This window comes from Pseudarthrobacter sp. PvP090, from assembly GCF_040547365.1.
GTDB lineage: Bacteria > Actinomycetota > Actinomycetes > Actinomycetales > Micrococcaceae > Arthrobacter.
The window spans coordinates 1-13,523 of the sequence record NZ_JBEPPO010000002.1 but is presented as its reverse complement, the minus strand read 5'-3'; the positions used below and the strand labels follow the sequence as shown (position 1 = coordinate 13,523).

Genomic DNA, 13,523 nt, shown 5'->3' with positions numbered 1-13,523 from the left:
GTGTTGTCAGGACCCAGGCCGCTCCGGCCACTCTTTGCCCGCCCGTGGGTCGTCGTCGGCGATGAGCTCCTCCTGTGGCGGACGCTCCGCTTCGGAACGTGCTGGAGGTTCACCCGCACCCGTTACCAGAGCGAACTCGGTCCGCGCATCCCGTCGACGGGTACGTCGGCGGGATGCAGGACCGGGACGAGGTCCGCATGCCGGGATGTGCAGTGTCCCGACCGCGTCGTAGATGCCGGCCTGGGGGTCGCCTACGCGCCCGAGCACCGTACGCGCCGTGAACAGTTCAGGCCGGGGTCTTCGACGGGTTCATTCCGCCACGCTGGCAGCGATCGGATGTCCCAGCCAGACCGGCCGCGCTGAAACTACCCGGGTAGTCACCCAGGCCCCGAATAGTCCACCCGGTCAGGTGGTTGCGGGCCACTCCGGCTGCTGAGCCACACTGAGACCAGTCCTCAATGTGGCTTGGATCACAGTCGCAGGTTGAGGAATTCGCCGCTGGTGTCACCGCGCCTCAACATACAAAGGAGTATCAATGGAACGGCTCATTAACATCGACAACGGTGGGACGCTGACCGATATCTGTGTCTGGGACGGTGAGAATTTTTCGTTCACGAAGACACTCACAACGCCCTTTGACCTCTCCCAGTGTCTCTTCGATGGCATGGCCAAAGCGTCCACGGAGATCTTCGGCGAAGAGGATCTCCCAGGGCTGCTGCACTCAACCCGCCACATCCGGTACTCCACCACCCAGGGAACCAATGCGCTCGTGGAGCGCAAGGGTCCCCGGATCGGCATCCTCACAGACAGCCCCACGCTGTCCGGCGAACTCCGCGACGGGGAGGCGGCAGCTGCGTTGTTCGAAGACCTCGTCGGGCCCCGGGTGGCAGTTATCAACGCTGACCAGGACGTGGAGGAGCTCACCCAGGAAATTGTCAAGCATGTCAACCGGCTGACCACCGACGGCGCCGCACGGCTTGTCATCGCCATGGCGGACCGCAACAAGGAGAAGGCCGTCAAAGGCGTCCTGCTCCGGAAGTTCCCCCGCCATCTGCTGGGCTCGGTTCCCATGTTGTTCTCCTGGGAATTCACGCCCGACACCGTCCGGGCCCGCCGCGTGTGGTCCGGAATCATCAACTCGTTCCTGCACCCCACCATGGAAAGGTTCCTCTATAGCACCGAGCACCGGCTGCGGGATCACAAGGTCAAGAACCCGCTGCTCATCTACCGCAATGACGGAGCGTCATCGCGGGTGGCCAAGTCCGTGGCGTTGAAGACCTACTCTTCCGGCCCCCGCGGCGGGCTGGAAGGAACCAAAGCCCTCTCGGAAGCCTACGGACTCGCGCACGTTCTGATGATCGACGTCGGCGGCACCACCACGGACGTCGGCTCGGTCAAGAACTCGACCATCTCGACGGACCGCAGAGGCTCCATTCAGGGCGTCCCGGTGTCGTTCGAGATGAGTAACGTCCACTCCAGCGGCGTGGGAGGCAGTTCCGTCATCGCCGTTCGCGACGGCGTTATAACCGTCGGCCCCGAAAGCGTCGGAGCCGCACCCGGTCCTGCTTGTTTTGGTTTTGGGGGCAAGCAGGCCACCATCACGGACGTCAATCTGCTGCTCGGCGTGCTCGATCCGGACACGTACCTCGATGGAGGCTTCAGCCTTGACGCTGAACGCTCCCGCGCAGTCATCACCGAAGTCATTGCAGAACCTCTGGGGATCACCCTGAATGACGCCCTGATCCGGATGGAGGCCGCCTACTTCCACCGCATGTCGCAGTCCTTCGCCGCCGACGTAGGGGCCGCGGACGCCACAACAGTTGCTGCGTTCGGAGGTGCCGGACCGATGAGCGCCTGTGGTGCCGCGCGGATCGCCGGCGTACGCCGTGTCCTGGTGCCCAAGATGGCCGCGGTCTTCTCAGCCTTCGGAATCGGTTTTTCGGACATTGCGCAGACTTATGAGGCGAATGTCGCGGGAATGGACGCGCAAGACTTCGCCGCGACCAGGGCGACGCTGCTGGCCCGGGCCACACGGGACATGTTCCAGGAGGGCCACGAAATTGACGAATGCCGGCTCGAATGGAACGTGGTGCTGGAGGACGCCGAAGGCCAGCTCATTTCCGAGCTGCCCTACCTGGCTTCCGATCCGCAGCCCGGCAGCAGCGACCACAACACCATGCTGACCCTGACCGCCCGGTACGAACTGCCGCACGCATCGATCAGGCGGGCCGAATCCGTGGCCAAGACGCCCGCCGTCGCCGCCTCCACCCGAAAGGTCCGCTCCGCCGTGGACAAGGTGGACGAGGTGCAGGTCTTTGACCTGGACAGCCAGAGGGCCGGGGCATCGGCGTCGGGCCCCGCAATCGTCGAAGGTCCCTACTTCACGGCCCGGGTGCCGCATGGCTGGGTTTTCGACGTGACGGTCTCCGGTGACCTCATGCTCACAGACACACTCCAGCACTGACCCCCACAACCAGCCAGAAAACAGGTGAGACACGCTATGCGAATTCCAATGACGGAATATCTGATCATCGACCTCGACACCGAGCGGTGGAACTGCAAGGTATGCAACCAGGACCTCGGCGAGGCCCGTGGCAACTACAAGGAGGGGACCCTGGTCTACGACCGGGACCCCACGGAAATCCACCAGTCGATCCTGGACCCGGAAAAGTACGAATTCACGTTCGCCCCGGACCCCACCTTCTGCCGGATTCTCGAGTTCTACTGCCCGGGCTGCGGAACGCAGCTGGAAACGGAGTATGTACCGCCAGGACACCCGCCCACGGTGGACATGCTCTGGGACATCGACTCGCTCCGCGAAACATGGATCAAGCGCGGCACCAAGCCGGAGGTCGTCATCAACTACGGACCCGGCGAAGAGGCGGTTGCCGATTTCACCCCGGCCCTCGGCTCCTACAACACCCACAACCATTCCCCCCATTCGTTCAGCTAGTACTTGGAATAAAGGAGACCACTGGTCATGAAACGAATCTCCGTCGACATCGGCGGCACATTTACCGACTGCTTTTTTGCCTGGGAAAACCAGTACGTTGAAGCAAAGGCGCTGACAACGCACCACAACCTCGCCCAAGGCTTCAATGAAGCACTCGACCTCGCCTGCTCACGCGCCGGCCTGGACCGGGATCTCGTCCTGAAGGAAGTCGATTCGGTCCGCTACGCCACGACGCTCGGCACAAACGCCCTGATCGAAGGCAAAGGCCCACGGGTGGGGGCCCTGGTCACCCACGGCTTCGAAGACACCATCCCGCTGTCCCGCGGCCGCGGCTACGGCGAAGGACTGGACCCTTCCAAGCAGCAGAACATGCCTGATGCCACCCGTCCTGATCCGCTCGTGCCCCGCGCCCTGATCCGGTCGGTGAAGGAGCGAATCAATTCCGCCGGCAAGGTGGTCGTGTCCCTGATGGAGGACGACGTCCGCATCCAGGTGCGCGAACTCGTGGACGCCGGAGCGGAAGCGATCGTGGTCTCCCTGGTCAACTCGACCGAGAACCCGGTCCACGAGCAGCAGATCCTGGAAATCATCCTGGACGAGTACCCGGCCCACGAGCTCGGGGCCATCCCCGTCCTATTGGGAAGCCAAGTGTCGGGCCGAAAAGGCGAATACGTCCGGGCAACGTCGACGATCGTCGACGCGTTCCTGCACGAGATCATGTTCCACGCGCTGGGCCAGCTCTCCAACAACCTGCGTGCGTCCGGTTACGACAAGCCCATGCTGGTCATCCACAACTCGGGCGGTATGGCGCAGTCCAACTCGACGGACGCCCTGCAGACCATCCACTCCGGCCCCATCGCCGGTGTGGGCGCTGCCCAGCACCTGGCCGCCAGCACCGGCCTGGGAAACGTGATTTCGACGGACATGGGCGGCACGTCCTTCGACATCGGCCTGGTCCCGGAAGGCGGAGTCAAGCACTACGACTTCCAGCCGACCATCGGTCGCTGGCTGGTATCAGTGCCCATGATCCACCTGTTGACGCTGGGTGCGGGAGGCGGTTCGATCGCCAGTTATGACCGCATCCACCACGCGGTGCAGATCGGGCCGGAATCCGCAGGCTCCGATCCGGGCCCTGCGTGCTACGACCGCGGCGGCCTCCGCCCCACGGTGACGGACGCCGACCTGGTCCTGGGGTACCTGGATCCGGACAACTACGCCAACGGCTACATCAAGCTGAACAAAAAGCGTTCGGTGTACGCCATCGACGAGGTTCTCGCCGATGACCTGGACATGGATACCATCCAGGTCGCCAAGATCATCAAGAATGCGGTCGACGAGCAGATGGCGATCGGAATGGCCAAGGAGCTGCGGGTCCGGGGATACCTTCCGGAAGACTTCACCATGCTGGCCTACGGCGGCAACGGCCCCCTGCACGCCTGCGGCATTGCCGATCACGCCGGCATCCGCAGAATCCTCGCCCCGCCGTTCTCCTCGGTATTCTCGGCCTGCGGCGCCGGCAACATGAAGCCCCTCCACATCCATGAGCGCGGCTCCCACGTGGTCCTTTACAACCCCACGGACCGCGGCCTCTACCAGAGCTACGACGAGCTGAACAATGTCATCCAGGAGCTGGAAGCCAAGGGCAAGGAAGACCTGATCCGCCAGGGGTACGACGCCGCCGACATCCGCTACAGCCTCGAAATGGACATGCGCTACGGCAACCAGCTCGTGACCACAGCCGTCGTTTTCGACATCAACAGGGTGAACGGCGTCGCCGATGTGCTGCACCTGATCCGGACGTTCTCGGACATCTATGGGAAGCGCTACGGCTCCGGCAGCCAGGCTCCCGAGGCCGGCATCCGGGCGCAGACCGTGCGGGTGTCGTCCTATGTGGACGGGGACGTGGTCAAGTTCGATTCGATCGACTCCGGACACGACAGGACCATGCCCCGCCCGGTCGGCACCCGGCAGGTCCACTTCGTGAAAATTGACGGAGCAGTGGACACCCCGGTGTACGACGCCGAGGCCCTCCACCATCAACATGTCATCCACGGCCCGGCCATCGTCACCACGGAAAACACCACGTATCTGGTTGAACCGGGATGGCGCCTGGAACCAACATCTCAGGGCGCCGTGTGGTTCCTCAAAGACTGATCCCGTGCCCCACGGATCCACATCCAGACCTTCCAGCGAATTCCATTGAAGGAGCTCAACAGCAATGACGCTTACAGCAAATGAAAACAGCACAGCCGGAGATCCAGCCGACGACGCTTCCCAGCCGCTGACTGCCCAGGAGCAGCAGTGGGTGGACCAGTTTATGGACGAAACGACCCTCTTTCTCGGCCCGGACCCGGCCATCATGCGAAGCCACCAGATCACCTCCCGCTCCGCCTACGAGGAGGAGTGCATCTCCAAGGGCGTGGACCCCATCAAGGTGGACCGCATCCGCAAGCGCCTTGCCGGTGCCCTCGACGAGGGCTACGAAATGTGCGAGGCCATGGGTGCCGCTCCCGGCGCCAAATGGGGGGACCTGACGACGGCGATTTACACCGCCGAGGGCGATGTCACCTACCTGTCATGCCACGGCGTGATCGCGTTCTCGGCGATCCTGCACCACCCGATCCGCTACATCATGAAGTACTGGAAGGACGAGCCGACAGTGGGGATCAACCCCGGCGACGGATTCATCCACAACGATGCCCGGTACGGAAACGTCCACAACACGGACCAGTCCATGATCATGCCGATCTTCCGCGGGGGAAAGATCATCGCCTGGGTCGCCGCGACCATTCACGAAGGCGAGAACGGGGCCTGCGAGCCCGGCGGAATGCCGTCAGGCTCCGAAACCCCGTTCGACGACGGCCTCCGGATGTCCCCGTTCAAGATCGTCGAGAAGGGCGATCTGCGCCGGGACCTGCTGACGTTCCTGCAACACTCGGTCCGCGACCCCAAACTGCAACTGGCTGACCTCAAAGTCAAGATCGGCGCCGTCCAGCGCATCCAGGAACGCGTCGACAGCATCATCGACGAAGTGGGAGTGGAGACCTTCGTCGCTGCCCTGCGGGTCACCGTTGAAGACGTGGAACAGGAAGTCAAGCGCCGCATCAGTGAACTGCCGGACGGGACGGTGTCGTTCAACCAGTTCATGGACTCCACGCTCAAGGAGAACATCCTGATCAAGTTCGCCTGCAAGGTGACGGTCAAGGGCGACAAAATGACGGTGGACCTGAGGGGCACGGGCCCGGAAATCCTCAACCGGGCCATCAACTCCCCGCTGTGCTCGGTCAAATCGATGATGATGCAGGCCATCCTGGCGTTCTGGTGGCCTGACCTGCCCCGCTGTACTTCGGCGATGTCGCCCATCGACATCATCTCGGATGAGCACACCTGGGCCGACGCTGGTTACGATGCCCCGATGGGGCAGTCGCTTCAAGCCTCGTTCCGGGGATTCTCCGCCCTGCAGACAGCCTTTGCCAAGATGCAGTTCTCCAACCCGGAGAAGTTCTCCAATGTCCTGGCTCCGTGGTTCAACCAGATCAACACCTTCCTGTGGGGAGGCCTGACCCAGCACGGCGACCAGGTGGGAAACCTGTGCGCCGACCTCAACGGCATGGGCGGCGGTGCCAAGGCGTTCCGCGACGGTGAGGACGCCGTCTCACCGTTGTTCTGTGCCATGGCCGACACCGCTGAACAGGAAGTCATGGAAGAGGAAGTTCCCTTCATGCAGCTGGTCAGCAAGCGGATTGTCCGCGACAACCAGGGCTTCGGCAAAAACAGCGGCGGCATGGGCTACGAGATGATCGTTGCCGCCGAGGGAACCCCGATGTGGGGCTTCATGACCGTGACCTCGGGATCCAAGTTCTCCTCCGTCACGGGAATGTTCGGCGGCTACGGCTGCAGCACCACACCGCTGGCGATGGTCAAGGGCATCAACATCTACGACGTCATCCGCAAGGACTCCAGCAAATTCGATCTGTCCATGGAACGGATCATGAACGAACAGCCCTACGAGGGCGGCAAATACACCACGTCCCATATGGGGCTGCAGTTCGACGTCGCCAAGGACGGCGAAATGTACATGATCGCCCAGGGCTCCGGCGGCGGGTATGGCGACGTTCTGGAACGCGACCCGGAAGCGGTGGCCAAGGACCTGGAGCTGGGCCGCATTTCACCGAAGGTCGCCACCAGCATCTACGGCGTCGTCTGGAATCCCGAAACCTTCGTGGTGGACCAAGAGGCAACAACCCGGTTGCGCCACGACTCACGGCAGGCGCGGATCGCCCGCGGCAAGCCGTACAAGGAGTTCCTTGAGGGCTACGTAAAGACCGAACCCCCGAAGGACCTGCTCTACTACGGGTCCTGGGGCGACGATACGGAAGAGCTCACGGCCACCCACTTCACCAACAACGGGCCGGAACGGGTCAAAGCAACCATCGACAAGCTGCCGCTGATCATGCTTCCGGACCGCAGGGAAGTGAAGATCAGCGCACTGGAGGAGCGAATCCGCGAGCTCGAACTGAAGCACGGGGAAGTTGTCCACCGTAAGTCCTAGACCGTTGCGGAACGTCCCGGACCGGGACGCAGCAATTCAAGAACCCTTCAGCGCCGCATCCTCCCCAGTTCAGGACGGTGCGGCGCTGGAGGCATCTATCAGCCAAAAGTTTGGAGAAAGACGTCATGCCCACTTCCACTGCCACCACCCTCGACAACGTTGTTGCCTCCCCTCCGTCGGGGCGGCCGAAAGCTGTGGTGTTCGACCACCACGCGTACGCAGCGTCCGTGCTGCTTCGTGGCAGGCCCGTTCCCTGGGACAACGCCACTGCCTACGCGGCTTTCTTCGCCCAGGCGCAGGGGCTGCTCCGGCCGGACGTCGCGCTCCTGGACCTGAACCGGCTGTACGGTCATCTGACCGCCGGCAACACCGGGCTCGAGACCGCCATGGCGGCCAGGTCCCGGACGGGTTTCGCGCTGAGGACTTTGCTGGGCGACGACGACATCAACCGGGCGGTGCTGGACTTCGTCACAGTGTTCGCCAAAACAGCCCGCCAGCCCGTGGTGCTGCGCTTCCCGTCGCCGATGGCCTGGCTCATCGGAACCCACCACTTCTCGGGCGCGGACGACACCGGCGGCCTCGACGCCGACAACGCCGAGAATGCCTCCATGTACGTCGGCGACTGGCTGCGGGCGTTCGCGGGGCTGCCGATCGCGGGACTCCTGCTGGACAACCGGACGCCAGGCCGCGCCCCCCACAGCGTGCACGTTCCGCTGGAGGCCTACACTCCGATTGCCAATCTGGCCGGCAACTACCGTTGGACGCTGGGGCAGCTCGACGACGACCAGGCGCGCCTGCACGGGAGCGCTGCCGTGGGCGCCTATATTCCTGCAGCGTTCTGGTTGAGGCCGGGCGCCGATCTCCCCGCCGGGGATTTCTACCTGGCCGAGATCCCCAGCACCGCTTCACCGGAGGGCGTACTGGCCAGGCTGGAAACCCTGGGCTAACTTCCCTCCGGCTGCTTGGACGGGAGCAGGTGCCGGCGTCTGGCCTCCGTGACGCAGGCCCTCCGGTCACTGACCCCGAGGGTGTTGAACAGGCTCTTGAGATACCACTTGACGGTGTTGATGCCCAGATGCAGCTCCTGGGCGATTTCGCGGTTGGACCGTTCCTGTTCGACAAGGCGCAGGATCATCTGTTCGCGTTGCGACAAGCCCGGTTCCGGAACGGACAAGATGCCCGGGCCGGTGGCGGAAGCGGCCGGCTCTGCTGACCACCCGGCGTCGCGGTTGGTTCTGGCCTGGGAATCCAGCCGGATGAGGACACTGAGGAAACGCGGCAACTCGTGGCCACCCTCCCGGGCTGGCCCGCGCCGTAGCCCGGCCGAGATAGCACGGACCAGCTCCAGGCAGCTTGCGCCGCCGTCGAGCACGGGCCGGACCAGGCCCAGCCGCGAACACGTCTCCAGGGCCGGCCGGAGCGTCCTTTCGGCTTCCTCCCGGTTCCCCGCCTGTTCGAGCGCGCCCGCCAGCAGGATCCGGGCATGCAGTTCCGCCCTCGGCCCCAAATAGGCTTCCGCCCGCGCCAGCAGGTGGCGGGCGCCTCGCACCGTGTCCAGTGTGCCGGGGGAGTCCGTGCCGCTGCGTTCGGCGTCAGCCATGGCGGACCGCAGCTGCGTGGCGAGCAGGATCTGGTGCCTGGTCTCGGCCAGGCCTTCCAGCCGTGGTCCGGCGCTGTCCGCCGTGTCCTGGGCAACTGCCGCGCCCGAAAAATTACTGTGGTGGCCGGCGTCGATGGTCCGGGGGCTGATCGCCAACTGCACACGTTCGAAGTTCATGACGAGTCTGAGCCGGTCCAGTCCGAGACTGTCGGCCACCAGATCGCCTTCATCAAGTATTTCCCGGGCCCGTGGTGTGTCCCCCCGGAGTGCCTTGATTCTGGCCAGCGTGGCGTACGTGGACACCATGAAGTCCACCACCCCGCCTTCGGAACCCAGCTCGCGGGTTTCTTCGAGCAACTTTTCGGCCTTGTCGAGTTCGCCGCGTTCATAGAGGAGTTGGCCCATCATCGCTCCTGCCAGCCGCGCCGCGTGCGAGTATCGCCCCGCCTTGCGCCGGCCGAGTTCCACGGCCGCAGTAAAGTGCTGGTCGACGCTGCTCAGATCGAGCAGCGCGTAGGCGGCAAGACCCGCGAAACAGTGTCCGTACACACCACTGAACGGGCCCGAAGTGAGGCCGTGGAACTTCGCGGCCCAGCGTTGTTGCTCCAAAGCGAGAGGGTACTCGCCGTCGTGGATCTTCTTGAACGTAGAGACGTTCGCCGCCACTGAGACGATCCAGGGCCGGAGCCGGTCCGCCTGGGTGAAGCACTTCCCGTCCAGTTCATCCACGTGATTCACTCTGTCGCCGTACATGTCGATACAGCTCTGAACGACGAGCCCTTCGACACCCAGCTCAAAACGGTCATGGTCGGTCAGAGTGGCATCGGTGGGCATCACGGCTTCGGCCACGTCCAGGGCACTCTGCGCCGCTGCAGACTGGTGAAGCAGTGTATGGGCCCAGGCCACCGCCGTCTGGAGCCGGGCCTGCCCGGCCACGTGGCCAGCCGGGATCTTGCCGACGAGAGCCAACAGGGTCGACATGCTGGAGTGTTCCACCAGCCACATGGCACGGAATTCGACGATCTCCACCGCAAGCTCCACGTCCCCGGCGGCGAGGGCATGGTCCACAGCGTCGCTGGGAAAGCCGTTGTCCGAATACCAGCGGGCAGCGATCAGGTGCAGCTCCCTCGTCCGGCCCGGATAGTCGCGCTCCAGGCGGCGGCGCAGGTAGTCCTCAAACAGGTGGTGATAGCGGTACCAGGTGCCGTCCTCGTCGAGCGGCTGCAGGAAAAGATCCTGTGCCTGGATCTTCTCCAGCATCGCCTGGCCCAGTTCCACGCCCGAGAGGGCAGACGCCAGCCCCGCGCACAGCCGTTCCGGAACCGACGTCGTGAGCAGGAAATCCAGCGTTTCGGGATCGAGGGTGTCGAGGACGTTTTCGGCCAGATACTCACCAATGGACGCGTGCCTGCCGGAGAGCCGTTCGATCAGTTCCGAGGCCTCACGGTGGCCCCTGAGGGACAGCGAGACCAGCTGCAGCGCCGCGATCCAGCCCTCCGTCGTCCGGTGGAGACTGGCCACATCCCGCGCATCCAGATCGAGCCGATTGATGCCGACCAGGAAATCCTGGGATTCGTTTTCATCGAACCGCAGGGCGACCGCGTCCACTTCGAGTAGCTGGTCCCGCACCATCAGCCGGCCCAGTGGCAGGCCCGAGCGGGTGCGGCTGGTGATGATGAAGGACAGATGTGAGCCGCCGGCATCCAGCAGCCGTTCCACCACCGCCATGGTTCTGGGCTCCGTGACCAGGTGCCAGTCATCCAGGGTGATGACGATGTCCTGGCCGCCCTCATCGATGGCGTTGATGAGAGCCGGAACCACGTATCGCTCGGCGTCGTCGGGCCGCTCCTCCAGCAATTGCTGCAGTTCCTCATCGAGACCGGGACGGACTTTGCGGATTGCCTGAAGCAGATGGGAGAGGAACCAGATGGTGTTGTTATCGTCCCGGTCCAGGGACAACCAGACGGTAACGAGGCCCTGGGACGCAAGGCTTTCCATCCATTGGGCGGCCAGGGTCGACTTGCCAAAACCGGCCGGGGCGTGGATCAACGCGAGCCGCCGTTTCCGGTCCGAGTGGAGCATCTCGGTCAGCCGCGTGCGGTGGACCCACTGGCCAACAGGCTCGGGCGCGCGGAACTTGCTTGACGCACTGGGTGGTCCTGTCGGCATCCGCCACCTCCTTGTGGTCCGGCGGCCGCCGGGAATGCATTCGGCCCGCTGAAATCCTATGGGAACATCGGGGACAAAGACAGCTTCAAGATCGCCACATCCAGCATGCTTCTCGTCTTCGGATCCCGGTCTGGCGCGGACCACACACCCTGCCCCAGCCGTCAGGGGCCTCTATTCAGTCTGGACAGCAGGCCGGGTGGCCCGCAACTACCCTGCCGGGTGGTTTCTGCTGGCGTAGTCGACTACCCGGGTGGGCGTGGGCGGTATTTCTCCGGCGGGGTAACAGGCAGGGGCCCCTGCGGTCAGGCTGCCTGCCAGCTGACGGGGAGGGTCTTCAGCCCATAGACGATGGTGCTGTCCATCCGTTCAAGGTGCGCTCCCGGGGCGAGGGCCAGGCCGGGCAGCCGGGTCAGGGCCGCCTCCAGTGCGATCCTTGCTTCCAGTCTGGCCAGCGGGGCACCGAGGCAGAAGTGAATGCCGTGGCCGAAGGCCAGGTGCCGGATCTGCTCCCGGTCGATGTCGAACCGGGCAGGACGCTCGAACTGTCGCTCGTCGCGGTTCGCGGAGCCGATCCAGGCCACCAGCGGGGCGCCGGCCGGAATCTCAACGTCGCCCAGGGTTGTGTCGGCAACGGTCACCCGGTACATGGACTGGACGGGGGACCGGAAGCGGAGCACTTCTTCAATGGCCTGGGGGAGCAGTGACGGCTCGCTCGCGATCCGTTCGATTGTGCCAGGCACTTCAGTAAAGCAAAGGACTGCATTGCCGATCAGGTTGGTGGTTGTTTCATTGCCGGCGACGAGCAGCAGGGCGCAGAAGCCCAGCAGTTCCTCAACACTCAGTTTCTGCCCGTCAATCTCGGCGGCGAGCAGGTTGCTGATCAAATCAGTGCCGGGCCGCCTCCGCCGCTGCTCGATCAGGTCCAGGAAGTACCCGGTCATTTCCATGTTCGTGGCGTGGTGTTCCTCGTTCGCCGCACCGGTCCGCGTCTGGCTCACGATGACATCGGACCACTGCTTGAAGCGGTCACGGTCAGCGGCGGGTATGCCCATGAGTTCAGAGATCACGATCACCGGCAGCGGGTACGCCAACTCCTCGATCAGGTCCGCTGTTCCTTGCGGGGCGATCCCCTCCAGCAGTTCGTCCGTGAGCTCTGAGATGCGGGGAGCCAGCGCGTCCACTGCTTTCGGCGTGAACGCCTGGGTCACCAGGGAGCGTAACTGCCGGTGCCGCGGGGGATCCGTGGTGATCAGGCTCGCCGCGAACAGCTGACCCGTCTCGGAGGGATCGTCGCCGCCCATCCGGGAGGAAAACCTGGCATGTTCGGACAGAACCCGCTGCACGTCGTCGTACCGGAAGACATGCCAACTTCCTGACTGCTCGTCGTGGAAGACGGGGGCGGCTTCCCGCATTCTCTCGTACTGGGGAAAAGGATCCAGCGGATGCTCATTGGCCGGGGCGAAGTCCATGGCTGGCCTCCCTGCTCAGCCCGGCGATCTATCGGCCTTGATGACCGTCGGGGCGTCGAATTGATGGACCCGTGGAACCCTGAGTTTATTCGACGCCCGCTGTGCGTGTCAGTAGGCAAAGTGTGGCGGCCACAGCTGCATTCGTTGGGCCGTGCCACCCGGCCTTTTCGGCCGTTGCTGTAGCTTCCCGTCTGCTTGCCGCTCAGATCCACTTCGGCGCGGCCGGGACCGCGCCGTTGGTGGCTGCGGGTCCGGTGGCGGTGACGCCGCCGTTGCCGCGGCCTGCGGCCCATTCGACGACGGCCGCCAGGGGTCCGGAGACCACCGTGGGGGACGCCGACGTCGTGTCCCCGAAGGTGAGGCCGCGGTCCGTTACCTTGACCACGAGCCCCGCGTCGGTGCCGCGGGTCTTCCAGGCGCCGGTGATGTCCGCCAGCAGCCGCTCCAGGACCGGGACCGGGATGTCCCGGAAGGCGGCGCCGTTGGCGAGGTCGACGGCGTGCATCCAGACTTCGCGGCTGCGCATCCAGACCGTTTCCGTGGCAGGCACTTCCCGGCCCTGGATCGTCCGCACTTTGTGGTGCCAGGCGTGCGCGGGCAGGTCCCGCCATTCGACGTTCAGGTGCACGGCGGAGTGGTCGAAGAGGTGCCGCAACGCGATCGGGCTCAGGGTCGCCCCGAAGTCGATCTCGTGGTCCCGGACCTCCGTGGAGGCGTACATCGGGGTTTCCACCCCGGTGGCCGCCCACTCGATGAGCCGGGCGATGGCCCGGGCGTTGT

8 protein-coding genes and 1 pseudogene are annotated in these 13,523 nt (G+C 64.4%); 5 read left to right on the top strand and 4 right to left on the bottom strand.

Translation table 11 applies throughout. The annotated features are described in order from the left end of the window. Window positions 1-6 precede the first annotated feature (6 nt). Window positions 7-206, bottom strand: a pseudogene (locus ABIC21_RS02025) (DNA polymerase domain-containing protein); the annotation flags it as partial. 329 nt (window positions 207-535) lie between these two features. On the opposite strand from ABIC21_RS02025, the gene ABIC21_RS02020 reads away from it, so the two are divergent. From ABIC21_RS02020 to ABIC21_RS02000, 5 genes are all read left to right on the top strand, one after another. After that, window positions 536-2,464, top strand: coding sequence for a hydantoinase/oxoprolinase family protein (locus ABIC21_RS02020; protein WP_354348762.1), 1,929 nt, complete (start codon window positions 536-538; stop codon window positions 2,462-2,464). A gap of 48 nt (window positions 2,465-2,512) precedes the next feature. Then, window positions 2,513-2,953: an acetone carboxylase subunit gamma gene (locus ABIC21_RS02015; RefSeq protein ID WP_354348761.1), complete on the top strand. Its 441-nt coding sequence runs from the start codon at window positions 2,513-2,515 to the stop codon at window positions 2,951-2,953. Window positions 2,954-2,980: 27 nt separating this feature from the next. Next, window positions 2,981-5,107, top strand: coding sequence for a hydantoinase/oxoprolinase family protein (locus tag ABIC21_RS02010; protein WP_354348760.1), 2,127 nt, complete (start codon window positions 2,981-2,983; stop codon window positions 5,105-5,107). Window positions 5,108-5,171: 64 nt separating this feature from the next. After that, entirely contained in the window at window positions 5,172-7,505 is a 2,334-nt protein-coding gene (locus tag ABIC21_RS02005) for a hydantoinase B/oxoprolinase family protein (protein WP_354348759.1), read from the top strand. Between the two features lie 125 nt (window positions 7,506-7,630). Then, window positions 7,631-8,452: a hypothetical protein gene (locus tag ABIC21_RS02000; RefSeq protein ID WP_354348758.1), complete on the top strand. Its 822-nt coding sequence runs from the start codon at window positions 7,631-7,633 to the stop codon at window positions 8,450-8,452. Here ABIC21_RS02000 and ABIC21_RS01995 read toward each other — a convergent pair. From ABIC21_RS01995 to ABIC21_RS01985, 3 genes are all read right to left on the bottom strand, one after another. Then, the gene (locus ABIC21_RS01995; protein ID WP_354348757.1) at window positions 8,449-11,274 is read right to left on the bottom strand and encodes a winged helix-turn-helix domain-containing protein; all 2,826 of its coding nucleotides are present in this window, start codon (window positions 11,272-11,274) and stop codon (window positions 8,449-8,451) included. The genes ABIC21_RS02000 and ABIC21_RS01995 overlap by 4 nt on opposite strands. A gap of 302 nt (window positions 11,275-11,576) precedes the next feature. Next, the gene (locus ABIC21_RS01990) at window positions 11,577-12,743 is read right to left on the bottom strand and encodes a cytochrome P450 (RefSeq protein ID WP_354348756.1); all 1,167 of its coding nucleotides are present in this window, start codon (window positions 12,741-12,743) and stop codon (window positions 11,577-11,579) included. 202 nt (window positions 12,744-12,945) lie between these two features. Further along, window positions 12,946-13,523: maleylpyruvate isomerase family mycothiol-dependent enzyme (locus ABIC21_RS01985; protein WP_354348755.1), on the bottom strand; the 578-nt coding region annotated here is incomplete at its 5' end.

Coding starts and splice junctions, on each gene's coding strand:
- ABIC21_RS01995 (WP_354348757.1), bottom strand. CDS start 11,274: ATGCCGACAGGACCACCCAGTGCGTCAAGCAAGTTCCGCGCGCCCGAG.
- ABIC21_RS02015 (WP_354348761.1), top strand. CDS start 2,513: ATGACGGAATATCTGATCATCGACCTCGACACCGAGCGGTGGAACTGC.
- ABIC21_RS01990 (WP_354348756.1), bottom strand. CDS start 12,743: ATGGACTTCGCCCCGGCCAATGAGCATCCGCTGGATCCTTTTCCCCAG.
- ABIC21_RS02020 (WP_354348762.1), top strand. CDS start 536: ATGGAACGGCTCATTAACATCGACAACGGTGGGACGCTGACCGATATC.
- ABIC21_RS02005 (WP_354348759.1), top strand. CDS start 5,172: ATGACGCTTACAGCAAATGAAAACAGCACAGCCGGAGATCCAGCCGAC.
- ABIC21_RS02010 (WP_354348760.1), top strand. CDS start 2,981: ATGAAACGAATCTCCGTCGACATCGGCGGCACATTTACCGACTGCTTT.
- ABIC21_RS02000 (WP_354348758.1), top strand. CDS start 7,631: ATGCCCACTTCCACTGCCACCACCCTCGACAACGTTGTTGCCTCCCCT.